This window comes from Vibrio sp. 10N.222.51.C5, assembly GCF_041474575.1.
GTDB lineage: Bacteria > Pseudomonadota > Gammaproteobacteria > Enterobacterales > Vibrionaceae > Vibrio > Vibrio crassostreae_C.
Genome location: NZ_JBFRUJ010000075.1, coordinates 14,315 through 38,288 on the forward strand (window position 1 = coordinate 14,315; position 23,974 = coordinate 38,288).

22 protein-coding genes are annotated in these 23,974 nt (G+C 45.4%); 7 read left to right on the forward strand and 15 right to left on the reverse strand.

Going from position 1 to position 23,974, the window contains the following annotated elements; genetic code table 11:
• Positions 1 to 24: 24 nt before the first annotated feature.
• From AB4558_RS20480 to AB4558_RS20490, 3 genes are all read right to left on the reverse strand, one after another.
• Entirely contained in the window at positions 25 to 705 is a 681-nt protein-coding gene (locus AB4558_RS20480) for a hypothetical protein (RefSeq protein ID WP_372073621.1), read from the reverse strand.
• A 460-nt stretch (positions 706 to 1,165) separates the two neighbouring features.
• The gene (locus tag AB4558_RS20485; protein WP_017070192.1) at positions 1,166 to 2,041 is read right to left on the reverse strand and encodes an NAD(P)-dependent oxidoreductase; all 876 of its coding nucleotides are present in this window, start codon (positions 2,039 to 2,041) and stop codon (positions 1,166 to 1,168) included.
• A 12-nt stretch (positions 2,042 to 2,053) separates the two neighbouring features.
• A complete protein-coding gene (locus AB4558_RS20490; protein ID WP_171732657.1) occupies positions 2,054 to 2,956 on the reverse strand; it encodes a LysR family transcriptional regulator in 903 nt (300 codons plus the stop codon).
• A gap of 84 nt (positions 2,957 to 3,040) precedes the next feature.
• Here AB4558_RS20490 and AB4558_RS20495 point away from each other — a divergent pair, with 84 nt between their 5' ends.
• Positions 3,041 to 3,292, forward strand: coding sequence for a DUF2798 domain-containing protein (locus tag AB4558_RS20495; protein WP_372073619.1), 252 nt, complete (start codon positions 3,041 to 3,043; stop codon positions 3,290 to 3,292).
• 177 nt (positions 3,293 to 3,469) lie between these two features.
• Here AB4558_RS20495 and AB4558_RS20500 read toward each other — a convergent pair whose 3' ends face one another.
• The 6 genes from AB4558_RS20500 to phhA all read right to left on the reverse strand — a co-directional run bounded on the left by AB4558_RS20500 (position 3,470) and on the right by phhA (position 7,716).
• Complete coding sequence (locus tag AB4558_RS20500) at positions 3,470 to 4,186, reverse strand: YebC/PmpR family DNA-binding transcriptional regulator (RefSeq protein WP_017057670.1); 717 nt, start codon at positions 4,184 to 4,186, stop codon at positions 3,470 to 3,472.
• A 96-nt stretch (positions 4,187 to 4,282) separates the two neighbouring features.
• The gene (locus AB4558_RS20505) at positions 4,283 to 4,492 is read right to left on the reverse strand and encodes a DUF3283 family protein (protein WP_004732615.1); all 210 of its coding nucleotides are present in this window, start codon (positions 4,490 to 4,492) and stop codon (positions 4,283 to 4,285) included.
• 217 nt (positions 4,493 to 4,709) lie between these two features.
• Entirely contained in the window at positions 4,710 to 5,216 is a 507-nt protein-coding gene (locus AB4558_RS20510; protein WP_017066729.1) for a hypothetical protein, read from the reverse strand.
• Positions 5,217 to 5,351: 135 nt separating this feature from the next.
• Positions 5,352 to 6,452, reverse strand: coding sequence for a Fic family protein (locus AB4558_RS20515; RefSeq protein ID WP_372159055.1), 1,101 nt, complete (start codon positions 6,450 to 6,452; stop codon positions 5,352 to 5,354).
• Positions 6,453 to 6,593: 141 nt separating this feature from the next.
• A complete protein-coding gene (locus AB4558_RS20520; protein WP_371725521.1) occupies positions 6,594 to 6,932 on the reverse strand; it encodes a 4a-hydroxytetrahydrobiopterin dehydratase in 339 nt (112 codons plus the stop codon).
• On the reverse strand, positions 6,922 to 7,716 hold the full coding sequence (gene phhA / locus AB4558_RS20525; protein WP_017065113.1) for a phenylalanine 4-monooxygenase: 795 nt from the start codon (positions 7,714 to 7,716) through the stop codon (positions 6,922 to 6,924). Before phhA ends, AB4558_RS20520 begins: the two co-directional genes overlap by 11 nt.
• A gap of 199 nt (positions 7,717 to 7,915) precedes the next feature.
• Between phhA and AB4558_RS20530 the strand changes: the two genes are divergently transcribed.
• A complete protein-coding gene (locus AB4558_RS20530; RefSeq protein ID WP_372073615.1) occupies positions 7,916 to 9,970 on the forward strand; it encodes an acetoacetate--CoA ligase in 2,055 nt (684 codons plus the stop codon).
• A 47-nt stretch (positions 9,971 to 10,017) separates the two neighbouring features.
• On the opposite strand, the gene AB4558_RS20535 is transcribed toward AB4558_RS20530, so the two are convergent.
• Positions 10,018 to 10,872, reverse strand: a complete 855-nt coding sequence (locus AB4558_RS20535; protein WP_017065115.1) for an SIS domain-containing protein — start codon at positions 10,870 to 10,872, stop codon at positions 10,018 to 10,020.
• Positions 10,873 to 11,099: 227 nt separating this feature from the next.
• Here AB4558_RS20535 and murQ point away from each other — a divergent pair, with 227 nt between their 5' ends.
• Genes murQ through AB4558_RS20555 form a run of 4 tightly spaced genes read left to right on the forward strand, consistent with a single transcriptional unit; the run spans position 11,100 to position 16,404 of the window.
• The gene (gene murQ / locus AB4558_RS20540; RefSeq protein ID WP_136982536.1) at positions 11,100 to 12,002 is read left to right on the forward strand and encodes an N-acetylmuramic acid 6-phosphate etherase; all 903 of its coding nucleotides are present in this window, start codon (positions 11,100 to 11,102) and stop codon (positions 12,000 to 12,002) included.
• Between the two features lie 28 nt (positions 12,003 to 12,030).
• Positions 12,031 to 13,482: a PTS N-acetylmuramic acid transporter subunit IIBC gene (murP, locus tag AB4558_RS20545; protein ID WP_372159056.1), complete on the forward strand. Its 1,452-nt coding sequence runs from the start codon at positions 12,031 to 12,033 to the stop codon at positions 13,480 to 13,482.
• A 12-nt stretch (positions 13,483 to 13,494) separates the two neighbouring features.
• Entirely contained in the window at positions 13,495 to 15,390 is a 1,896-nt protein-coding gene (locus AB4558_RS20550; RefSeq protein WP_372159062.1) for a glycoside hydrolase family 3 protein, read from the forward strand.
• A 21-nt stretch (positions 15,391 to 15,411) separates the two neighbouring features.
• Positions 15,412 to 16,404: an OmpG family monomeric porin gene (locus AB4558_RS20555; protein WP_136982537.1), complete on the forward strand. Its 993-nt coding sequence runs from the start codon at positions 15,412 to 15,414 to the stop codon at positions 16,402 to 16,404.
• Positions 16,405 to 16,657: 253 nt separating this feature from the next.
• On the opposite strand, the gene maiA is transcribed toward AB4558_RS20555, so the two are convergent.
• From maiA to AB4558_RS20580, 5 genes are all read right to left on the reverse strand, one after another.
• Positions 16,658 to 17,362, reverse strand: coding sequence for a maleylacetoacetate isomerase (gene maiA / locus AB4558_RS20560; protein ID WP_372159057.1), 705 nt, complete (start codon positions 17,360 to 17,362; stop codon positions 16,658 to 16,660).
• Between the two features lie 21 nt (positions 17,363 to 17,383).
• A complete protein-coding gene (locus tag AB4558_RS20565) occupies positions 17,384 to 18,421 on the reverse strand; it encodes a fumarylacetoacetate hydrolase family protein (RefSeq protein WP_372159058.1) in 1,038 nt (345 codons plus the stop codon).
• A gap of 9 nt (positions 18,422 to 18,430) precedes the next feature.
• Positions 18,431 to 19,606 carry a homogentisate 1,2-dioxygenase gene (locus AB4558_RS20570; RefSeq protein WP_372159059.1) on the reverse strand — a complete coding sequence of 392 codons (1,176 nt, stop codon included), beginning with the start codon at positions 19,604 to 19,606 and terminating at the stop codon, positions 18,431 to 18,433.
• Positions 19,599 to 20,672 (reverse strand): 4-hydroxyphenylpyruvate dioxygenase, encoded by a 1,074-nt coding sequence (gene hppD / locus AB4558_RS20575; protein ID WP_372159060.1) that lies wholly within the window; start codon positions 20,670 to 20,672, stop codon positions 19,599 to 19,601. Before hppD ends, AB4558_RS20570 begins: the two co-directional genes overlap by 8 nt.
• 437 nt (positions 20,673 to 21,109) lie before the next feature.
• Positions 21,110 to 23,158 (reverse strand): DUF3466 family protein, encoded by a 2,049-nt coding sequence (locus tag AB4558_RS20580; RefSeq protein ID WP_372159061.1) that lies wholly within the window; start codon positions 23,156 to 23,158, stop codon positions 21,110 to 21,112.
• 301 nt (positions 23,159 to 23,459) lie between these two features.
• Between AB4558_RS20580 and AB4558_RS20585 the strand changes: the two genes are divergently transcribed.
• On the forward strand, positions 23,460 to 23,705 hold the full coding sequence (locus tag AB4558_RS20585; protein ID WP_017072318.1) for a hypothetical protein: 246 nt from the start codon (positions 23,460 to 23,462) through the stop codon (positions 23,703 to 23,705).
• The last annotated feature ends 269 nt before the right edge of the window (positions 23,706 to 23,974 follow it).

Here is a 23,974-nt window from a genome sequence, read left to right on the forward strand (position 1 = left end):
TTGTTAATGAGCTTTAGTAAACCGCTATTTGGCTTTCGCTATTAGGGCTTTCGCCGTCATTGTCTCGATGTTGCCAGCATCGGTGTTTTCCATCTTTTCAAGCCACACCTGTGCTTGCTCGAAGTCCTCAGCACGAATCGATGCAGTAATGGCGTAACGGTAAATCCACGATGTCGCAGCGAAATGTTGCTGTTGGAAATCATCTTCCGCGAGTAACGCGAGGAACAGGTCATAACCACGATCGAAATGATTAAACATGTCTGGCAGAGAGGTGTAAGTAACGGCGGCCATTGCGCGAGTTAGGTAAGAATCTGGCAGCCCTTGAACACGGGGTTGTTCATGAATTGGTTGGTCTTCGTCTTTCAGCAGCACCAGTGATTTATCAATGGTTGATAAGCCTCTCTCCACATACTTCATCTTGTTCCAAGGTAAGAACGCATCACGCCCCATCAGGGTTTCTGTGCTTCCTAAATAAACTAAAGTCAGTGGCGTAGCGCCGTCTTGTTGCAGCGTGTCATTAAGGCGTTCATAAGCCACCTCAACCAAGTCTTCATTGCCTTGCGCCGCTTGGTTGTAGATATCGAGCACGTCTGAACTCGGGTTCGCTAAAGCTAACGACGGTGCAAACGAAACAAGAGCAATCAGCAATGAACGCGTAAGCACAGAAGTTGTAGAGCCTGAATTAAATGAGTGTGAAGTAGTCATGATTTCTAATCCCTTTCAAATGTTGACGTTGAAAGGTTAACTAGAATTTGTCGTGCAGTTTTACCAATGCGACGAATGGTAATTATAAGGAGTGAATGGTTGAGAGGCGGTGTGAGTGGGGTCTCAACCTTATAGGAACTAGACGAACACTATTCGCATAATTAGCCATAGTTACCTCCCCCTCTAACTCCCCCTCAATCTGGGTTCATCAATATCTCTAGATCTTTAGCAGAGGGGGAGAACTTTCTTTAGCACTGAACATATATCGACACTTTTAACGATCGATGTTCTATTCCTCCCCTCTCCACGATCAGCAAGGGATCTACATATGAATCAAGGGGAGGCTAGGAGGGGATTTATTTTGGATTAACGCACTCGGCAGAGCTCAAACAAAAAAAATAGCCGCTAATCCGCGGCTATTTTTAATTATCTAAACGAAGTTCCTATTACTTCGATCTTTCTACTTCTTTGTCTCTTCAACCACGGCTTTCATCAATACTGATGTATCCATGCGGCCTTGTCCTTCGGCAGACAGTGCCTTGTAGGCGTTGTTGGTCTTTTCAGTCAGTGGAAGCTGGATGCCTTGGCGCTCAGCTTCATCTAGACAGAAACCTAAGTCTTTGATCATCCAATCAATTGCAAAGCCAAAATCGAACTTGTCTTGTGCCATTGTGGTAGCACGGTTTTCCATCTGCCATGAGCCAGCAGCGCCGTTTTTAAGGCAATCAACCAGAGTTGGGATATCCAAACCTGATTTTTCAGCAAGCACTAAGCCTTCAGATAAGCCATTCAACACTCCTGCAATGCAGATCTGGTTAACCATTTTCGCGCGTTGGCCTTGGCCGACTTTACCCATAAGAACTGACGACTTACCGTAAGCTTCGAACACAGGTTGAAGGTCGTTGAAAAGCGCTTGTTCGCCACCACACATGATGGTTAGCACGCCATTTTCTGCGCCCGCTTGGCCACCAGATACAGGTGCATCCATAAAGCGAATACCGGCTTGCTTCGCTGCCACTTCAAGCTCTTCAGACAGAACTGCAGACGTTGTAGTGTGATCGACAAGAATCGCGTTTGGCTTCATCGCTGCCAATGCGCCTGTTTCGCTGGTTGTCATGCTGCGTACGTCGTCATCGTTGCCCACACAAACCAATACCACGTCAGCTTCCGCTACACATTCAGCCACAGATTCTGCCGCTTTACCTTGGTGTTTATCAGCCCAGTCTAGCGCTTTACTGTGAGTGCGGTTAAATACCGTTACTTCAAAACCGGCTTTGACTAGATGGCCTGCCATTGGGAAACCCATAACGCCTAGCCCGATAAAACTTACTTTCATTTCTTTCTCCTTTTATTTGACCAAACCATCGCTATGAAAAGATCGAACACTCTCAATCAGTGCATCAATAAGCAGGGTCAAAGCCTTTGGCTGATATTTTCTTTCTTTGTACACTAAATACGCTTGGCGATCACCCCGATGATACTCAGGGAGCACTTGAATCAAATTCATCTCAGGGGATACATGACGAAAAGGCAATGAAGCAAGCCCCAAACCTTTTTGCGCTGCTGCCGCCACCGCATGAATATCGTTGACGATGAACTTAGGTTTAATCGTGATCATCTGCTCTAAGCGGTCGGATTTGTAGAGCGGCATATCAAACACATCATCGACGTTAATCCAATCTTGCAGCTCTAGGTCGTCGGGTTTTTCTATTGTTGCACGCGAATCTAAGTATTCTGGGCTTGCATAAAACCCGTGTTTGGCTTTAAACAGCGGTCGAGCAATCATGCCTTCCATGTCCGAGATCTTAAACGTGATCAGTAAGTCACGATCAGTCTGTGGAATGAGCTGCTGCTGGCTCAGAGTAAGGTCGAGCTGAACGTTTGGATACTGAGTGAGGAATTGCTCTACCGTCGACCCTAGAAAGCCACTGTAGAAGTTATGAGGCACGGCGAGCTTTATCTTGCCTTGGATAGCGTCACGCTCTTCGAGCAAGCTATTAAAGCCATGATGAATCGACTCCATGCCGCTGCTCAGCGCTGCAAACGCGGCCTCACCGTCTTTGGTGGCCACCAGCTCTCGACCTTTCTTTTCTAAAAGTCGGATATTGAGGCGATCTTCCAATGCGGTTAGCCGACGCGACATAGTCGACACAGGGAGTTGCAGCCGTTTCGAAGCCGATAGCAAAGAGCCCTCTTCAACCACTGCACAGAATAAAAACAGATCATCAATGTTTCCAAATATGGAATTCATATTTCTACATGTGCCTATTTTTCTCATTAATGGATAAATGTAACCTTATCTCATCAACATCAGAAAATCACGGGAGAAACATATATGAGCAAAAAACAATTTTGGGTAACCGCGATTTTATCCTCACTCACCATGGCAACCATCATGTCTGGGTTAATTTCTGGCTACAAAATGGGATTCAGCTCCGAGTGGCCGTCAATCTGGATGCAAAGCTTTTTCATCGCTTGGCCGTGTGCCATCACACTCAACCTCACCGTGCTTCCTTTGATCAGAAAATTCTCAGCATGGATTTGTCGCCCAAGAACGCTTTGCGAACCTGACATCACGGAACGATGATCAAGGGCTAATGTTAAGGAGCTATAGTCTAGGTTCTGCGATCAAAAAGATACGGTAAAAAAGCTATGTTCATGGGTAAACGACTGAATTACAGCCATAAAAAAACCGAGCACTAGGCTCGGTTTTTTGTATTCTACATTTACTCACAAGAGCAAAGCTATCAATTATAGATTGATATTACAGCTCAGCGTTGTGGTAAACCTGCTGAACGTCATCACAGTCGTCAAGCATGTCTAAGAACTTCTGGAATTTCTCAGAATCTTCTTCAGCTACTGGCGTAGTTGTTTGAGGAACGAAAGTGATTTCCTCAACGTCTAGCGTTAGCTCTGGGAACGCAGTGTTTAGTGCAGTCTTCGTTTTGAAGAACTCAGTCGTTGGAGCGAATACAGTGATAACACCGTCTTCTAGCTCAACGTCAGTCACGTCTACGTCTTCCATCATTAGCGTTTCTAGGATGATCTCGTCGTCTTCGCCTTTAAACTGGAATACAGCTTGGTGAGCGAACATGTGAGAAACAGTACCTTCAACACCGATTTTCGCACCAGTCTTAACGAAACATTGGCGAACGTCTTGGAAAGTACGGTTGCCGTTGTCAGTTAGACAGTCAACGATTACGCTTGTGCCACCTGGGCCAAAACCTTCGTAACGAGCTGGTTGGAAGTCTTCACCGCCGCCGCCGTTCGCTTTATCGATCGCTTTGTCGATAACGTGAGCTGGTACTTGGTCTTTCTTCGCTTTAGCAATCAGGTGCTTAAGAGGTAGGTTCATGTCTGGGTCAGAGCTGCCGTTCTTAGCCAGTACGTAAATCTCTTTACCGTATTTAGAATAAACTTTAATTTTTGCGCCTGCAGTTTTCGCCATTGAGGCCTTGCGCACTTCAAAACTTCTTCCCATCGGGATCTTCTCTCTGATTCAATTAACGGTGCAAATTCTAGCAAATTACTGTGTCATTTCAATTCTACAGCACTGCTGGGCAAGGTTTGTCTGCGTTTATGCGACACCCATTACCCGTTTGTATTTTTCTACAGACTGATCAAACCAAGCCTTTTCTTCTGGGTCACCTAGCTTCATTGCTTCTTCAACAATGGCTTCAGGGCCACATTTCGCTTGCTTCAGTTTCCATACAAGAAACGATGCTTGCTTATCCAGTTCGATTTTATTTTTCTCGCTGGGTGGAAGGAGTGAAAGGTTGATAGACATTATTAGCCTTCGTCTGTAATACACTTGGCCGAGAAATATATCATAGAGCAGCCTCATAAAACCAATACTATGAGTAACAGAAAGGGTTTATGAGACAAGAAACCAAGCAAGTCGCTGATGCAGGTCAAGCTAGTTTGGGAAAGTGCGTTTGGTGAAGAGCAACTAAAAAGTGAAAAGCAGAGTTTTGAAAGTTAGCTTGCTAAACAACAAAAAGGCGTTAAGGATCGATCGATAATGATTGATAGAATAAAATTGGACCCTTAGATATCTTCTGATTTAGTTCAATAGCTCTTTTTATATCTAACCGCTTTCCATAAGCTAGCACTTCTCTTGTAGCCTCAACATACCCTTCTAATAACTCTAACGATGCTTCCATTCCGAGAATATGGAGATTCATTCTAGCCTTACGCAAAGTTAGATTACTATTGAATGAATTTAGGTAAGCTGTTTTCAAAGAGCCGTCATCGACTTGATCTCTTAGATAATTCGCTAATGTAGTCGTATAAATCGCCATTAAATGCTCAAATTCTGCTACATCATTTGCAGTTTTCATTAACAGATCATTCCGCAGCTTTTGAGCGTCTTTCTTTTCGTCATTGTCGTTATTCAACTTTGTTAAAAGATAAGTTGATGCTGCACCAACTAAACCACCACATAATGTCCCTAATACAGGAAACCCAGACTTAACTATATCGTTATATAATTGTATTTCTTCATTTGTCATTGTATTTGCACATTTTAATAGTAGTAAAAAGAAGGAGCGAGATTTAACCTATAAGTTGGCTCGTTTAACAACCTTCTGTGGCTAAAGAACTGCCAACATTCTCAGCACCTTTAAGTATATAAATTGAAGTGAGCCCTACTCCGGCAACAGATAGCGCGTGCTTCTACCACCAGAACCAGATTTAACTAAGCAGCCATGCTCAATCAAAGCGTTCAAATGACGTGTTGCTGTGGCACTACTCACCTTTGCTACTTTCTGATATTGGCTGGCATTGATACCTTCTGAAAAATCACCATCGAGCATCCTATTCAGCACTTTTACTTGCTCTGCTGTAAGCTTGGTTTGGTCGATGCTGCGCCAATAGTTGGTCTTATATACAGTTTGGTCGACCTCAGCGAAAACCCCTGTAAACGTCTCGTCTAACGTATCTAAGAACCACATCAACCATTCGCTAATATCGAGTCCCCCTTTCTGGGTTCGCTCCAATATCTCGTAGTAATGCTTGCGGTTAGCGAGAATTCCCACCGACATCGCATAGAAGCGTACCGACTGCTGCTCGGCCTGTGCTAACGCCAAGTCGGTCAACAATCGAGTAATACGACCATTACCATCATCTAACGGGTGTAAGGTGATAAACCAAAGGTGAGTGATTGCGGCTCGCAATAGAGGATCGAGTGTGGCGTCGGTAAGTGAATCATTAAACCATTTGATAAATGTATCTAGCTCAGCATCAAGAATGTCTCGGCTAGGCGCTTCAAAGTGCACGGTTGGGCGGTCAATTCTTCCTGATACCACTTGCATCGGAGCGTCACCTCGTAGCTGACCTCCAACTACAGGGTTAAACATGGTGTAGCCTTGAGGAAACAGTCTATCGTACCAATGTAAGATCCTATCAAGCGCTAGTGGCTCTGTTAGGTTCTGCACCGCATCCAACATAATTTCAGCTAGGCCATCGGTTTGTTCTGTCGTTGGAAAAGGTCGATCTTCACTGACACCGAGTTTATTGGCTAAAGAAGACCGGACCGAGAAAGCATTAAGCTTTTCTCCCTCAATCGCACTGGAATGGACTATGTTCGCTAATAAGGTGTCGAGCATGGTTTGGGATTGATCTGCCGACTGTGAGGTAATCTTGCCCAATAGAATGCCCTGATTAAGCCGTACTTCTCTTAACCTCACGCCTATTTTCTGATTATCCCAAACAAAGTTTGGCCAATTATCTTGCTGCCAAATCCACATATTACACCCCATGATGCGAAAGTATCACTTATTCAACTCATACTATGAGCTGTTTAAGGCAATTATTCAACTCACATTATGAGCCGAATAATGAGTTAATCGCATCACAGAGGTTGCAAGAGTAACTCCTAACCTACAAAACTATTCACTCACCGCGAACACATCGCAGCGTGAGGCGCAGATGAAGTCATTTTTGTGCAGGCCTTTGATTGAGTGGCTCCACCAAGTGACGGTGACTTTGCCCCACTCCAATAAGATCGAAGGATGGTGGAACTCTTCTTCTGCCAGTTCTGACACTATGTTGCTGAATGCCCATGCTTGCTTGTAGTTCTTAAACTTGAACACCTTCTCAAGCTGCGGGATGCCGTCTCTTTCGATGATCTGCCAGTCGGACAACTCCAACAGTAAAGATTGTTGTTCATCTTTACTTAGGGCAATCGCGTCGATACTGCAGGCTTCGCATTTTTGTTCATTCAACATGTGTTGGTTCCTTGGGTTCAAAAAGTGGTGGTAGTAACCCCGCGTCTATGGCGAGATCAGCTTGCTGTAATAGGTTTTCCTGACTGATTTTAAAGAGCTCAGATAGCTCGTCGATCACGTAATATTTCGGCTGCATGATGTCGATTCGATAAGGAGTTCTTAACACCGTCTGCAGATCGAACCGCTCGCGAACCGCCAAATCCCCTCCCAACGCATACATAGTTTCCGCTGGAGACGAAAGAATGCCACCGCCATAGATTTTCAGTTGTTGGCCTTCTTTTACTAAACCGAACTCAACCGTAAACCAATACAAACGGGCAAGATAAGCGCGCTGTTTAGATGTGGCGGCTTGGCCTAGTTTTCCATAATGCTCAGTGAAAGCCGCGAAATCGGCATTAGTGAGCATGGCACAATGGCCGAAAATTTCATGAAAGAAATCAGGTTCTTGTAAGTAATCGAACTCGTCTCGCGTTCTCAGAAATGTCGCAACTGGGAATTTCTTATTGGCGAGCAAATCAAAGAATCGGTCGAAATCGATCAATGCAGGCACAGGCTGAACTTGCCAACCGGTTGTTTCCATTAGCACTTTATTTATCTCTGGCAGCTGGGGAACTCTGTCTAATGGTAGATCCAGCAAGGTCAAACCGTGCAAATAAGCATCGCATGCGCGGTCATTAATCACGTCCAGTTGCCTTTTCACTAAGTCGTGCCAAATAGCGTCTTCTTCGAGGCTCCACTCAACCCATCCCTCTTGGCTCACGGGCTTAGAATGATATTGAGTCATTACACACCTCCTTTCGAATGTCTCACTTTAAGCCTATCTCCACTCCTTATAAGCGCCAATTTGCGCGATTTTTCGAAACGGGCGATCGTGTAACATTTTATTTACACAATTACGACAAACCCTTATTTTTCTGATCTTTTGACTTTGTAAAACCTAAATACCAGACTGAAATCGTTAACTTTTTGTTAAAGGTAAAGGAATGCACGAGAGCAATAAGCCAATTTGGCACCCTAGCGAGCAGCGTATCGCCGATGCCAACTTAACCCGATTTATCGATAGCCTTGAACAGTCTGGGTTAAACCTAGATAGGGACGTAAAAAGCTACACCGAACTCCATCAATGGTCTGTGGAACATCCGGAATCATTTTGGCAAAACGTATGGCAGTTTTGTGGAGTAGTCGGCTCACAAGACTCTATTAACAAGGCAGAAAGCGAGACCATCAAAGCTCAAGGTGGGAGCCGCTGGCAGCAGCCGAAATCGAATCGCGATGCGGTGTGGTTTCCGAATGCTCGAGTTAACTACGCCGAAAACTTACTGCATTCAGCAAAAACGTTGCCAAACGAGCTTGCGATTTGGTTTGAGAACGAACGTGGCGAACAACAGAGTTATACATGGGAAACCCTGTGTGAAGCTGTCTCTAGTGTTCAGCAATGGCTTGTCGATAGCGGAGTGAAACAAGGTGATATAGTTGCTGCGTATACTCCCTATCTGCCACAAACCGTGATAGCCATGCTAGCCGCCACCAGCTTAGGCGCGATTTGGACATCGACCTCGCCTGATTTTGGAGTAGAGAGTGTGATTGAGCGATTCGGACAGGTGAAACCTAAGGTGCTGTTCACCTGTGACGGTTACACCTTCAATGGCAAAACGTTCGATATGGCGGGCAAGAACCGTGAAATCATCGAGCACTTAACCGAGCTAAAACAGGTGTGTAAGATCGGTTATTTGAAACCGAACAATGATTTATATAAGAGCGATTTAGAGAGGAACGATTTAGAGAAGAAAAAAGTTGAACATGATGTGTCGATTCTAAGCTGGCACAGCATCATTAATCACTATCAGACAAAACCTCTTCGATTTACTCGTGTCGGCTTCAATGAACCGTTGTTCGTGCTCTATTCCTCCGGTACCACCGGAAAGCCAAAGTGTATTGTTCACTCGGTTGGTGGCACTACCATCAACCACCTAAAAGAGCATCAGCTTCATTGCGATATTAAACCGAGAGATCGCGTGTTCTACTACACCACTTGTGGTTGGATGATGTGGAACTGGCACGTATCTGCGCTCGCGAGCGGTGCTTGTTTGGTGATCTTTGATGGTAGCCCGGTTTATCCGCAACCCAATGTACTGTGGGACTTGGCACAGCGTGCAGACGTATCGACATTTGGCACCTCAGCCAAGTATCTAGAAGCGATTGAGAAGGCAGAACTCTCGCCGATCGACAGTCACTCTCTTCCTCACTTAAGAACACTGTGCTCGACCGGTTCTGTGCTTTATCCAGAACAGTTCGATTACGTCTACAAACACATCAAGCAAGACCTGCATTTAGCCTCAATTTCTGGAGGGACAGATATTTGTGGCTGCTTTGTTTTAGGTAATCCCATCTCGCCAGTGTATCGCGGTGAGTGCCAACAGGCCGGGCTCGGCGTCGACATCAAAGTGTTCAATTCGTCTGGCCACAAGGTTAATCATGAACGTGGCGAACTGGTGTGTACAAACTCCCTACCCAACTTCCCCGCTGGCTTTTGGAATGACACCGGAGAGCGCTATCACAGCACCTATTGGGATAGGTTCGATAATGTGTGGCATCACGGTGATGAAGTCGCACAGAGCGTGCATGGTGGCTACCTGTTCTACGGTCGAGGCGACACCACCCTCAACCCCGGTGGGGTAAGAATTGGGACTGCCGAGATCTACCAGCAAGTGAACACCATTGACGGCATCATCGATTCGATAGCAGTCGGTAAAAACATCGACCGCAATGAACAGGTATGGCTGTTTGTTCAGCTGCAGCAAGGTGTGAGTTTAGATGAAAAGTTACTGACAGCCATCAAAAGCAAACTCAAATCCTCTTGTTCGCCAAGACACGTGCCAAGCCAGATATTTGCGATCAGCGACGTGCCAAAAACACGCTCTGGCAAACTGGTGGAGTTGGCTGTGAAACAGGTGATCAATGGCAAAAATGTAGAAAACCTCGGGGCTATCGCTAACGCCGAGGTTTTGGAAGAGATAAAGAGTGTTGTTTCGCTTTAGTGTTCCTATCTCAAAAAATCCAAACTAGAAGAAAGTAAAGTAACCAGTTATCTATGCGAAACCTGACGAATATCTGAGTTGATGTCATCAATAAGCTGTCTTGCTGATTCATCTCTTTGCTTCACTAATGCAATGAACAGCAAATCAGTAATAATGTTTTGAGCTGTTCGGGATGCTATCGATGAACTTCGGTATTGGCTTTCATCAGCAATCGTATCAAAGGATAAATCCGCGATGCTTCGAAGTTTACTTTTACGAGCGGAGGTAAGAGCGATGACCTTAACACCTTGCTCCTTTGCTGTTTCTGCGGCGATTAACACATCTTTTCTTTCCCCTGAAAACGAAATAACAACTTGGACATCTTGCGGGGTAAGCGTACGGGCTATCGCTATCTGAACGTGACTGTCTTGTTCTGCTAAAGCGGTAATGCCTAATTTCAGCAATTTAAAGCTAAACTCTTTTGCCGTGAGTGCTGAGCCTCCAATACCTACGACTTGCACTCTATTGGCACCATCTAACAGTCGAATAGCTTCCGTGCAGGTATCAAGTGACAGCGCATTGGTTGTCTGGATCATCGCATCGGTTTTTTCTTGCACAAGCTTTTGAGAAATAACGCTGAATGGGTCATCGGCCAGAATATTACTGTGCAGTGGGGTGGTTTGAATGGCGTGCTTTCGACCTATATCCTCCGTCAGCGCTAACTTGAATTCACTGTAGCCTTTAAAACCAATTCGCTGCGTAAATTTCACGATACTTGATTGACTCACGTTGGTCGCTTGCGCCAGTTCTTGGCTTGTCAATGAGGCTGCCTGTTCCACATTTGATGTTATCCAATCCGCAATTTTTCTCGCATTGGCAGAGAGCTGAGTACGACGGCTGACAATTTTATTCACGACTGACACATTTCACCTCGATTATTTTAGAATAAAATATTCCTAATGAAGAATAATTAATATTCAGTTCAAACCGCCAATTAAGTCGGAATGCCTGGGATTTAGTATAAATTTATCACAATTATTCCACCTAAATCACCACTTCAGAATAACTCTAACTGTGATTTTTATCACTCAAACGGAATATTTTATTCTTTAGTATCGCCCTCAGTTTGTATTGGGTAAGAGAACAAGTAATGAAGATCGATTTGAACCGTTTGGTTACAGAGAGCCGCAATCCTGCAAGCGCAGACATTGATAAGCTATCAACAATTGACATGCTAGCCGTCATCAACAAAGAAGACCAACGTGTTGCGTTAGCCGTAGAAGAAGTCCTTCCTCACATTGCAAAAGCCGTTGACGCGATCACAAGTGCTTTTGCAAAAGGTGGCCGATTAATCTACATCGGCGCTGGCACTTCTGGGCGCTTAGGCATTTTAGATGCAAGCGAATGCCCACCGACTTATGGCACGAGCCCTGAACAAGTCATTGGCGTTATTGCTGGCGGGCACCAAGCCATCTTAAAAGCTGTAGAGAACGCGGAAGATGATCCTGCGCTCGCACAAGCAGATTTAAAATCGTTGGCGCTAACAGAGTCAGACGTAGTCGTCGGAATAGCCGCGAGCGGTCGAACTCCATATGTGTTGGGTGGCCTCACCTATGCTCGATTCATCGGAGCGACCACTGTGTCAATTTCATGTAACCCCGGATCTCCAATGGCAAATTCCGAAGACATTGCGATTACTCCAGTTGTCGGCCCTGAAGTGGTGACTGGGTCATCAAGAATGAAGGCCGGTACCGCTCAGAAATTGGTTCTCAATAAGTTGACCAGCGGCGCCATGATCCGCAGTGGGAAAGTGTTTGGAAATTTGATGGTTGATGTAGAGGCGACCAACGCCAAACTAGTCCAACGTCAAATCAACATTGTTATTGAAGCAACCGGAGTTGACAGCAAACACGCTGAATATGCGCTTAACGCTTGTAATAACAACTGCAAAACCGCAATTCTCATGATTTTGGCTGGCATCAGCGCCGAAGAAGCCTGTGCACGACTCAATAAAAGCGGTGGTTTCATCCGAACTGCACTCGCCGACGAATAATTAAATTCAGTTATAAAAGGTAATTCAAATGGCAAAAATAACGCCTACCATGATTGAAGCTTTACTGTTGGCCGTTGGCGGCAGTGGCAACATTCGTAAATGTGGGAACTGCATGACCCGCTTACGTTTAGCCCTCGTAGACATCAATCAAGCGTCTCTGGATACCATCAAGAAAACCCCAGGCGTTCTGGGTGTGGTAGAGAGTGACGAACAACTTCAGATCATTCTTGGGCCAGGTAAAGCGCAACAAGCTTCTGAGCTGATGAACAGCTTGATGCTTGAGCAGCCTGAAGCGACCGTAAAACAAACTAATGCAGAGGAAGATTTGTCTACGGTTGCGGCTGAACAAAAAAAGCAAATGAAGAGCAAGCAAACCAGTGGAGTACAGCGATTTCTTAGTAAGTTCGCTACCATCTTTACCCCCTTAATCCCTGGCTTTATCGCGGCGGGTCTGTTGCTTGGTTTTGCAACCTTACTTGAGCAGACCTACATTATCGATCAAGAACCAAGCAAGTCGCTGTTAGACCTTGTTGCCTACATGAAAGTATTTGGTACCGGCCTTTTTGCCTTTTTGAGCATTCTGATTGGCTATAACGCCCAGCAAGCCTTTGGCGGCTCTGGCGTTAACGGGGCGATTCTGGCTTCACTGTTCGTCTTGGGATATGACCCAACCGCCACGTCCGGCGTCTACTCAGGGATGAATGAGTTTTTCGGATTCTCTATCGACCCGCGTGGCAACATCATTGGGGTATTACTCGCGGCAATCACCGGTGCTTACGTAGAGAAACTGGTTCGAAAATACATGCCCGATGAACTCGATATGATCCTAACGTCTGTCGTCACGCTTCTCATTATGGGCGCGGTCACCTACTTGTTGATCATGCCGATTGGTGGCGAGTTGTTCAAAGGCATGTCTTGGTTATTCCTTAACTTAAACGACAACCCATTTGGTGCCGCTTTACTGGCTGGCCTATTTCTTATCTCTGTCGTGTTTGGTATTCACCAAGGGTTTGTTCCTGTCTATTTTGCACTTATGGAAGCGCAAGGCTTTAACTCTCTGTTCCCAATCTTGGCGATGGCGGGTGGCGGTCAGGTCGGCGCGTCAATGGCGTTGTACTTCAAAGCCCAAAAAGACTCTCTTCTTCGCACTCAAGTCAAAGGGGCTATTGTGCCTGGTTTGTTGGGTATAGGTGAGCCGCTGATTTACGGCGTCACACTTCCACGAGTAAAACCGTTTGTTACCGCTTGTATTGGCGGTGCAGCAGGCGGGTTCTTTATTGGATTGGTCTCTTACTTAGGGATGCCAGTCGGTTTAAATACAGTGTTTGGCCCATCGGGTATCGTCGCTGTGCCATTAATGACTTCTAACAGCGGTATTTTTGCAGGGATGGCGGTGTTTGTTATTGGTCTTCTTATTTCGTATGTCGTGGGTTTCTTTGCTACGTACATGTTTGGTTCCAAAAACGTTGATTTAACTTAGGTAAAAGCAGTGATGAAATTGAATAAGATCATTTTGAGTACAGTAGTATTGTCTGTTGTGGGTTGTTCGAGTGGCATGAATAAATTCAGTAATCAAGACCTAGAGCAGTACCAGCAACAACCAGAAAAATACGCTGAAAGCGTCGTAAGTACGATGAATAACAGAGAGTTAATCGGTCAAACATTGATGATGGATTTTCGCTCGTGGGGCAAAGAACCATACACCGATGAAGAGATCCCTGTAACTCGAATTAACCATGACATAAGCTCGATGATCACCGACTACCATATCGGCGGTGTAATTCTATTTCGCCAAAATCTAGTGAATTCGAATCAAATCGTCGAGTTCACTGATGCCTTGCAAGAGGCGAGCAGTAACCTACCTCTTCTCATCGCGACTGACCAAGAAGGCGGTTACGTCACTCGATTGCAGAATGGCACAGAGATGCCAGGAAACATGGCGCTAGCTGCCTCTGGTGACGCGAACAATGCTTACGTTGCTGGCAAGATTCACGGCTCAGAGCTGTCCGCTTTAGGCATTAACTACAACTTCGGCCCTGTGGTTGATGTCAATGTGAACCAGAACAACCCGATCATTGGTGTGCGCTCGTACAGCAGCAATGTTGATGTGATCAATGAAATGTCTACCGCCTACATGGATGGTATTCATGAAGCTGGCGTGATCAGTGCACTGAAGCACTTTCCTGGGCATGGCAACGTGAGCGTCGATTCACACTACGATTTACCAGAAGTCAGCTACTCACGAGAAGAGTGGGAAGCGATCGACCTCGCTCCATTTAAGTACGCGATTGAGCACGGTACCGATTCCATAATGTCAGCGCACGTGACGCTACCAAGCGTGGATGACACTATGATCCAAGCGACCTTAAGTGACAAAGAAATGCTAATCCCTGCAACGTTCTCCAAACCTATTTTGACTGGGGTTTTACGTGACAAAATTGGCTTTGATGGGCTAATTGTGACCGATGCGCTCGATATGGGGGCCATCGCTGACAACTTTGATCGCAACTACGCAGTTCACGCTTCACTTTACGCCGGTGCTGATATTGCTTTGATGCCGCTTCAAATTACCAACCGAGATGAAATCAAACAGTTGGAAAGCCTATTTGTCTACCTAGAAGACAAAATGGAAACCAATCCAGAGTTCCTTGAGCGTATGAAAGAAGCCGCAACTCGCGTTATAAAGAAAAAGCTTCAAATGGGTCTGATTTACCAAACCACAGACAAACAGTTTGCCATCGACTCAGTAGGCTCTGAAGCGAACAAACTTGAAGAGAAAAAGGTCGCTGATGCATCAATCACGCTTATTGAAAACCAAAATAATGTATTGCCTGTCGATCCAAGTGAAGCCAGCAATATCCTAGTTATTTCTGATGAAGATAGCCGCAATGCACTTGTAACCAAGTACCTGAACGTTGTGAAACAAGAGACAGGTAATCACCCAATGTTCATTAGCGAGCAGAAAGCGGAATTAATGGAAGATAACTTAAATGAAAATGAGCTTCGTAGCACCATTGTAAAGTCCGATCTGATTATCATGTCGACATACAACCTAATGGGCCACGCGGCAAATGCTCAGAAAATCGTAGATATCGCGAACGCTGAAGGCAAAAAACTGGTGATGATTTCAACGCGTAATCCTTACGACATTGCCCATGTAGACGGTGTACAAGCGAACATCGCTACTTACGGTATCACAGGGTTCGACGTGACCAACAATGACCGCAATTCACTTGAAGCAAACATTAGCTCTGGTATTCGCACCTTGTTTTTAAACCCTCAAACGGGACTGCCTCTGAACGCACCAACAGGAACTCTTCCAGTAGATGTAAAAAATGACAACGGTGACGTTATTTACCCATTCGGCCATTCAGTGAACTACCAATAATTCGTCCTAGGAATAATAAAAATGATAAATAAAAAGTCTGGAGCTACCCTACTAGCACTGCTTCTACCTAGTCTCGCGCTTGCGACTGAAGACAACGCCGTAAAAGTTGAAACGGAAGAGCTAACCCAAAACTTTACCTCTGAGTGGAACGTTGCGTCGAACATTTACATGGAAATGGAAAAGTTTGAAGGGCACAGAGACCCTGATGGCAATGCAGTGATAGACAAACTCACCCCAGTCGCACAGCTATTCATTAATAGCCCTAACTCCAAATGGAGCTATTTTCTTGAACATAAAGTGGCGCGCCGTTCGATCACTGAGGATCTAAATAACACAGATAACTCGTTTCAACGAAACCGTACTCAGATTGGTGCGACTCGTAACTTAGTTCGCAACGATGATGTGGTCTTTAATCTGAACGCTACATACCGAAAAGAATCTAACGACTCTGCACCGGGAACAGATGCTCGTGGCAGCCACAACCTGTACTGGATAATGCCTAGTGGTGAGTTTAAGATCACCGATAAACTCTCATTCTCTTACTGGGATGCGTTTTACTACTATGATCGCTTCGTAGGAGAGAACGATTACGAGTGGGAAGCGGAGCATGGTTTTGCGTATAAACACAGTGATAGTTTCACAGCAAAAGTCTACCTATACACCGATTGGACTTGGGATAACGACCAAAACAAGAACTGGGAACAAAACCAGATTCGTGGGTACTTCCCAACTAAAATTAATGACAAATGGAGCGTGATGCCTTATTTCCGCTACTTCATCAACGAGAAAATCTATGATGCGTCAAACAACTACAACGTCGTCAATGAGACAGACGACGGGCTGCGTTTAGGTTTGAATATCGACTATAAACTGAGCCCTAAATCAACGTTGTGGGTAGGTATGGCTTACGAAGAAACCAAGTGGGATGAGTCTAAGTCTGCGGGCCTAACCAGTGGTTCAGACAACAGCCAGAAATTCTATCTAGCTCAAGCGGGTTGGAAGTATAAGTGGTAACAGCTTGATTATATTTTCGATGTAACAACATACCAACCGGAGGCGCGTTCTCCGGTTGGTATACTAATGATCATGACTTCTCCCGTTTCATTGATACTAATCTGCACCAATAAAACTGCACACTCAATCAAGCGACTTTCCAATACGTGAAGATATTCGTATATTGCTAAATGAGCAATCAGGCTAGAACAGAATAGTCCAAAAACGGTTTTGGTAGCGTAAGGGAAAAGTATTTGCGTTTACATCAGTGAATCTACATGGAATCATTCGCATCCGCTTGATTCTCTGGCATCGCCTCAATAAAAGCGGGTAACTGATTACACGCTTCAACAATCGAGTTAATCAACGGATAAGGCGACATATCAACGCCAAAGCGCAGCGCATTATACACCTGTGGCACCAAGCAAATATCGACAATGCATGGTGAATCGGTGAGGCTATACACCGAATCACCGTGTGCTTTTCTGTGCTTTGCCAGTTTCTCTTCTAGAGCACGGAAACCTTGGTTCATCCAATGATGAAGCCAGTCCATTCTCGCCTCTTGCTCGCACGACAATTCCCGCTCCAAATACTGCAACACGCGCAGGTTGTTCAGAGGGTGAATTTCTATCGCAATATCCTGAGCCATTGCCAACGCTTGATAGCGCAATGGTGTTTGCTCTGGAATCAACAAGGAGTCTGGGCTGCTCTCACACAAATAGTTTTCGTCCAAGTATTGCAAGATCGTCAGCGACTGATTGAGTTGAACTTCACCATCCACCAGCACCGGCACTAATTCACTGGCATTGAGTTCGCGATATTGTGGATCATGCTGCTCGCCGCCATTACGCACCAAATGGACCGATTTAGACTCATAGTTGAGTTGCTTTAGGTTTAATCCAATACGCACCCGATAGGCAGCCGAAGAGCGCCAGTAACCGTAAAGTATAATGTTCTTGTTCACGATGCTCTCGCTCATACTGAAACCCTATTACGTGGATTATAGCGCTCGATACTGGCTCACTTTTTGGTCTATCGCGCCAAAAATGGAATCACCCGCCGCATCAAGCATCTCAAGCTTGATCGAGTCACCAAACGACATGAATTGAGTCGACGGTTTACCATCACGAATCGTCTCTATCATGCGTACTTCAGCAATACATGAATATCCCACACCACCTTCAGAAATCGAGGTGCCATGGTCAGTGCCTTGTTTATTAGAAACCGTGCCTGAACCTATGATCGCGCCCGCCGATAATGGTCGAGTTTTAGCTGCATGCACAACCAACTCTGCAAAATTGAAAGTCATATCTATACCGGCATTCGGACAACCAAAAGGCTGGTCGTTGTAGGTCGATATCAGCGGTAAATGTACCTTGCTGCCTTTCCACTGTTCGCCAAGCTCGTCAGGTGTGACTGCGACCGGGGAGAACGCCGAAGAAGGCTTAGACTGGAAAAAGCCAAAGCCTTTCGCGAGCTCTGCTGGAATCAAGCCACGCAGTGACACATCGTTCACCAACATCAGTAAACGAATCGAATCGTGCGCTTGCTTAGCACTAGCACCCATTGGCACATCTCCGGTGACAACCGCGACTTCACCCTCGAAATCGATGCCCCACTCGTCGCTGGCAAATTCGATATTGTCACGAGGGCCGATAAACGCATCTGAGCCTCCTTGATACATTAATGGATCAACCCAGAAGCTTTCTGGCATTTCAGCACCACGCGCCTTACGCACCAGTTCAACATGGTTTACATAAGCACTGCCATCAGCCCATTGATATGCGCGTGGCAGAGGTGATTCACAATACTGAGATGCAAACACTTCACTGCCAGTCACATGCCCGTTGTTTAACGAGGTGTATAACTCTTCTAACTGAGAAGCCACGCTGTCCCAGTTATCCAATGCTACCTGCATGGTTGGCGCTAGATGCATCGCATGGAAAATTTCGGTGGCAGCTACACATTGTTTAAGATCTTTACTTACGACCATCAATAGACCGTCGCGAGTGCCATTTTTCTTGGTTGCTAATTTCATCCTTGTCCCTTACTTCTTATCGTCAGCCATGGTTTGAGAACCTGTCTCTTGCAAACCCGTGTCTTGCCAACTGTAGACATATTCTTTGTTCTCAACGCTATCGAGTTCACCAGAGAACTGCAGCGCATGGCGAGTATCGATCATCACCGCGACTTCATCGGTGAACTTTTTCTTATGCGCTTGCCCAGCCTTAAAGGCTTTAGGATGAGGCCCATGAGTGAAGCCCGCCGGGTGGAAAGTCACCATACCCGCTTCAATATTATCGCGGCTAAAGAAGTCACCTGCGTGATAGAACAGCACTTCATCAAAATCATCATTGTTGTGATAAAACGGTACTTTCAACGCACCTGGATCGCTCTCAATCGGGCGTGGTACAAAGGTGCACACCACAAAGCCTGCGCCAACAAAGGTGGTGTGTGCAGACGGTGGTAAGTGGTAACGATGTGACATCAGCGGTCTGATATCGCGCCAATTCACTTTCACCACCGCTAAGTCGCCATGCCAGCCAATTGCATCCAATGGATTGAACGGATAGGTGATCACACTGACTTTGTCGTGGCGTTTCACCTGAACCTGAGTTTGATTTTCTGAATACTGAGCGCGGAATTGCTCATTGATAGAAGGTATGTCGAGCACCGCCGGATCAAACACCGCGTGATTGCCGACCATGCCTTTCTCTGGCAAGGAGTAAGCCGCGTCTGTGTTCTCAATCATCAAGATGAACATCGGCTCACTTGGCTCCAAGCGCCAATTGGTTGAGCGCGGGATCATCACGTAATCCCCTTCACTCACCGCTAGATGACCATAGTCACAATAGAGATCGGCGCTGCCTTGATGAATGAACAGCAGCTCATCCCCGTCGGAATTACGTACCAAGAAGTCCATCTTCTCGTCCATGCGCCACACGCGGATTTTGCAGTCCGCATTGTGCAAAAGATGAGGCACCGCCCAAGGGGTTATCTGGCTGGCTTTTTCCACCAGCGTAAAATCAAAAGCGCGAGGGCGCAGATCGCCCTCCCACTCCGACCAACCTGTTGGGGCATGTTGGTGGTGAAAATGAGCGGCAGGGCCGAAGAATCCACTTCGGCCCGCCTCTCGCTCATAAATTGCCTCTTCGGGAAAATCGGCGTGCGCTTGTTTAGAGCACACTCCTTCCCGATGAGGAAACGAGATCCATTTATGCATCGTCTAATACTCCTCGACGAATCTGGTCCTCTTCAATCGACTCAAACAGCGCCTTGAAGTTACCTTCACCAAAGCCTTCGTTGCCTTTACGCTGAATGATTTCAAAGAACACAGGCCCGATTACCGTCTGCGTGAAAATTTGCAGCAAGATGCCGTCTTTGGTCGGTGCGCCATCAATCAGAACGCGTAGGTCGCGCAGCAGATCGGTATCTTCACCGTGGCCTTTCACACGATCATCAACTTTCTCATAGTAGGTATCTGGGGTTGGCATAAAGTCCATGCCACGATCACGCAGAGTCTTCACGGTTTTGTAGATGTCATCCGTGGCGAGTGCGATGTGTTGGATACCTTCGCCGTTGTATTCGCGAATAAACTCTTCAATTTGTGATTTGTCGTCGGAAGACTCATTGATAGGGATACGGATTTTGCCACACGGTGAGGTCATGGCACGGCTCACAAGGCCTGTCAGCTTACCTTCAATGTCGAAGTAGCGAATCTCACGAAAGTTACCGATACGCTCATAAAAACCAGACCACAGATCCATATTGCCTTGTTTCACGTTGTGCGTGAGGTGATCGATCTCATAAAGGCCTACGTCGGCTTTCGCCATGCGCTCTTGCGCGTCATCATAGAATCGGAAATCAACGTCGTAGATGCTCTGCTTGCCGTAACGGTCTACGAAATAAAGCAAACTTTCACCAATACCGTAAATAGCAGGAATGCTCAGCTCCATTGGCCCGATTTCTGTCTTGTACTCTTCACCACCACCGCTAGACGCCTGCGTCATTGCCGTGGTTGCATCGTTAACACGAAACGCCATGCCACACACCGATGGCCCATGCACTTTAGCGAACGCTTCCGCTTGGCTGTGCGGTTGTTCATTAACGATGAAGTTGATGTCACCTTGTCGATACAGCCAAGCCTCTTTTGAGCGATGCTTGGCGACCTCAGCAAAACCAAGTGACACAAACAGTGCTTTAAGTTGCTCAATTCCCTTGTGGTCAACGGCCGTGTATTCAACAAACTCGAATCCATCCGTGCCAAGCGGGTTGTATGTATCCACCATGAACTTTCTCCTTGTACCTATTGGTTTTGTATTACGTGTTTTTTGTCCTTAATTAAATTTGGCCCACAAGCGGAAAGATTGGAATGCATCGAAGGAAATGGGCAATAACGCTAAAAACCCGTCAAATTGTAAAATAATTGTTACACACAAACCCTCACAACAGGAAAGTGAGTGCTATCAAGGGATTGAAGAGTGGTGGTTTGATTTACAGCAAAGCAAGAGATGTTACTTAATTGTTACAAGTGATTTTTTTGGCTAAAGCAGAAAGAGATAAGTGTATGTTGAACGTAAAAAGAGCATCACAAAACAGGTGATGCTCTTTTAAAAAGCTTCATATCCCAGCGGTATTCTTATGGGACGAAGTATCAAACCTAACCCATTACTTTAATGGTTGACGGTCAAATAGAGGTTGTTTCTCTCGTGAGCACGTCATCAATTTAGGCAATCACAGAACGAGACTTTTTCAAGCGAACTGAAAGCACGGACATTAAACTGATAAGCACCAATAGCCCGGTACCGGCACCACTACGTTCAACATCTTCAGCGCTATCATCACTTCTTTCAGCAATGTCTTCACTTGTTGCTCCAGATATCGGGATAAGTTTTACAGCCACCACCCTCTCGTCACCTACTCCATCATTACAATAAGCAAAGTGTGCGGTTGAATCATAAGCCATAGAAGAGGAGCTACTTTCACTCGCAAAACATTGTATTGCCGTCCCTGAGATAACACCCGCGTCATTAATGTCGGTTGCGTCCAATATTCTAAAGTGGTTGTTGGCATCACTGTCGTCACCACCGTTAGTTAGGTCGTCTAACCACCAAGCTTGATCATTATATCTTGCACGTCTATCAGCATCGGTACCAGTGTCGTTATAAGGGAAAATGAAGCCGCGATGCCTTCTTTCATGTCCGTCTACTTCAGCGTGAGTTTCGGCGTCAACATAGCCAACGATTTCATTGTAGCTGTTGATCTCACTTGCTTTTCCCTCTGCACTGTCAAAGAAAATGTCTTCACCTAAACTTGCGAAGAATGTGGCTGTTGGCGTTGTGTCATTCGCATCAGCGACGAACATACGATTATCAGACACACGATCCGACGGATAATCACCATCTCTTTTTGCATAACCAATAACCATCATGTTTTCATTAATGTCTGTTGCGACAGAATTACTGTGGATGTATGAATCACTCACTTCTACCGTCGCATTAGCGATAAATGTCGTCGTCCAAGCATTTTCCGAAACGCTGAAATTTGACGTACTGCTTGGCCTAAACACAGCAGCCTGCATAAGAAAGTTATCAGAATCATCTAGCTCTGTATTGTAACCAACTAAAACAGGATAAGAGCTATATGTCCCTCTAGACGAAATCGTTGCAGCCCTCACACTCGCTTGTGCTGAAGCTTCATCATCGTTGTAAGAGTAATAGGTCGAACTGGTTTCCCAATCGGATACTGCAAAACGGTTTCCATCATCATTGGGACCATTCGCATCGGTTATATTCCAGACAAAAGCTCGATTAGCAAAAGCAAAGTTCTGACACTCTGGATATAAAGCAGGCTCAATATCTTCATCGATACAATTATCTAGATCCTCAGCATCACTGTCGGATGTGTACGGAGAGTCATAATCTTTATACTCATCACTGTAATAAAAAGTCGCAACGGACGCGCTTCCGACCACATAGCTTTCCCCTCCATAACTGAAAGAGTCAAAAGCCATCGTTCTTCCCATTTGGGAGATTATATTCGCTTCGCCGTCAGCATCGCTGATCGTAATGCTGGTATCGGCTTCAGGTTGGAGAACCGTAAATTCAGTGCCTGTATCGTAGTAACCACGCTGCCTATACAACTGAATATATTGGTTGTTATAGCTGTAATAACCACTGCTGGTGTTACCAAGAACAAAACCATTCTCGTCAACTTTAGTGATCACCTTCTCCTCTGTTCCATCAACAAAGGAATAACTATAACTGCTCACATCAGGTGGATTACTGCCAACATCAGGGATATCACTTAACGAATAAGAGTCATAGAAAGCCGTGGAATTCGTCTGATAGCTCAGCTCGTAATATGCATCACGCTCATTTCTCAAGCCTCCAATGCCTGCATCCTCATCGCCATACCACAACAAAGAACTCCAAGCTTCACAAGTCGCGTAGCCAAGTTCACTTGTGCAGTAGCTATAGATATCGTCATAATCCAAATAGTAGAACGTGTTATCGATACCAAAAGGGACCTCCTCTTTAAAGGAAAAACCTGGTTCTGCATTTTGAGCTTCCCCTGCGAATGCGTAATCGGTGTCACCACAACTGGTACTAAAGCAATCCGTTGTACCAAGCTCTGGTTCAACTGCAACCCCATACACCGATTCCGTTTCTACTGGTGATTCCTCCAAAACCACCCTATAAAGCGCAGCGTTACTATAAGAAGCAACCAACAACGTAGAAGAGACAACGACTGATTTTTTTACCATTGCCTTCATTCTACGGCTCCTAAAAAATAATCCATTTCAATACCAACGATAGCTTTCTGCCTTTATTGCTAAAGGCATTAAATTCATGAGTTCAATAATGGACTAGGATAAAAATAGAAAATGTGGAAACTATGTAGAAACAATGGAGGTTTAAACAACCTGACTTGATGGGCTGATGAACTGATGCTCTTATAAAGTTAAGCGCTAACTTTCATCTCCTAGATTTATCCATTTTCTCTGCTAATTTGATCGCTAACCTATTTGCGTCAAAGAATTACACTTATATTTGGTTACGAATAGGAATTAAATGATGAACAAAATCACGACGGCATTACTTTTACTGACATCGACATTCGCGCTTCAAGCGTGTGCTGAAAGCCGTGAAGGCCCAAGAGAAATGCCAAGCTTTGAAGAAATGGATGCAAACGGTGATGGCGAATTACAATTAGAAGAGCTCAGAGGTCCACTCGCCGATGACTTTGATAAACTAGACGCAGATGGAAGCGGTGGTCTATCGGAAGAGGAAGTTCCGCCACCACCACCAAGACGTCAATAATGGTTAGAGGGTTATCCTAAAATAGTGATAATTCAATGCGAGCTGATGGGGTATAGCACCCTGTCAGCTCGCTATTCGTTTCTAACAAAAGAGTGCTTATACATGGCCTCATAGACAGGATCTTAAGAGCTAACTTGTTTATTTAGATAGAAAAAAGGCTTCATTTATGATCAGATAATCGTCGCCAAACAAACTACCTACATCAATAGTGAAGCCGATGACGATTATCTCCTTACAGAAGCAATTTAAGCAATTCTTTAATGCTGACA

Excerpts from the sequence above, each read along its gene's own strand:
- AB4558_RS20530 (WP_372073615.1), top strand. The coding sequence starts at position 7,916 with ATGCACGAGAGCAATAAGCCAATTTGGCACCCTAGCGAGCAGCGTATC.
- AB4558_RS20570 (WP_372159059.1), bottom strand. The coding sequence starts at position 19,606 with ATGCATAAATGGATCTCGTTTCCTCATCGGGAAGGAGTGTGCTCTAAA.
- AB4558_RS20480 (WP_372073621.1), bottom strand. The coding sequence starts at position 705 with ATGACTACTTCACACTCATTTAATTCAGGCTCTACAACTTCTGTGCTT.
- AB4558_RS20500 (WP_017057670.1), bottom strand. The coding sequence starts at position 4,186 with ATGGGAAGAAGTTTTGAAGTGCGCAAGGCCTCAATGGCGAAAACTGCA.
- AB4558_RS20555 (WP_136982537.1), top strand. The coding sequence starts at position 15,412 with ATGATAAATAAAAAGTCTGGAGCTACCCTACTAGCACTGCTTCTACCT.
- AB4558_RS20550 (WP_372159062.1), top strand. The coding sequence starts at position 13,495 with ATGAAATTGAATAAGATCATTTTGAGTACAGTAGTATTGTCTGTTGTG.
- murQ (WP_136982536.1), top strand. The coding sequence starts at position 11,100 with ATGAAGATCGATTTGAACCGTTTGGTTACAGAGAGCCGCAATCCTGCA.
- AB4558_RS20520 (WP_371725521.1), bottom strand. The coding sequence starts at position 6,932 with ATGTTGAATGAACAAAAATGCGAAGCCTGCAGTATCGACGCGATTGCC.
- AB4558_RS20580 (WP_372159061.1), bottom strand. The coding sequence starts at position 23,158 with ATGAAGGCAATGGTAAAAAAATCAGTCGTTGTCTCTTCTACGTTGTTG.
- AB4558_RS20495 (WP_372073619.1), top strand. The coding sequence starts at position 3,041 with ATGAGCAAAAAACAATTTTGGGTAACCGCGATTTTATCCTCACTCACC.
- phhA (WP_017065113.1), bottom strand. The coding sequence starts at position 7,716 with ATGACTCAATATCATTCTAAGCCCGTGAGCCAAGAGGGATGGGTTGAG.
- AB4558_RS20510 (WP_017066729.1), bottom strand. The coding sequence starts at position 5,216 with ATGACAAATGAAGAAATACAATTATATAACGATATAGTTAAGTCTGGG.
- hppD (WP_372159060.1), bottom strand. The coding sequence starts at position 20,672 with ATGGTGGATACATACAACCCGCTTGGCACGGATGGATTCGAGTTTGTT.
- AB4558_RS20490 (WP_171732657.1), bottom strand. The coding sequence starts at position 2,956 with ATGAATTCCATATTTGGAAACATTGATGATCTGTTTTTATTCTGTGCA.
- AB4558_RS20565 (WP_372159058.1), bottom strand. The coding sequence starts at position 18,421 with ATGAAATTAGCAACCAAGAAAAATGGCACTCGCGACGGTCTATTGATG.
- maiA (WP_372159057.1), bottom strand. The coding sequence starts at position 17,362 with ATGAGCGAGAGCATCGTGAACAAGAACATTATACTTTACGGTTACTGG.
- AB4558_RS20585 (WP_017072318.1), top strand. The coding sequence starts at position 23,460 with ATGAACAAAATCACGACGGCATTACTTTTACTGACATCGACATTCGCG.
- AB4558_RS20515 (WP_372159055.1), bottom strand. The coding sequence starts at position 6,452 with ATGTGGATTTGGCAGCAAGATAATTGGCCAAACTTTGTTTGGGATAAT.
- AB4558_RS20485 (WP_017070192.1), bottom strand. The coding sequence starts at position 2,041 with ATGAAAGTAAGTTTTATCGGGCTAGGCGTTATGGGTTTCCCAATGGCA.
- AB4558_RS20505 (WP_004732615.1), bottom strand. The coding sequence starts at position 4,492 with ATGTCTATCAACCTTTCACTCCTTCCACCCAGCGAGAAAAATAAAATC.
- murP (WP_372159056.1), top strand. The coding sequence starts at position 12,031 with ATGGCAAAAATAACGCCTACCATGATTGAAGCTTTACTGTTGGCCGTT.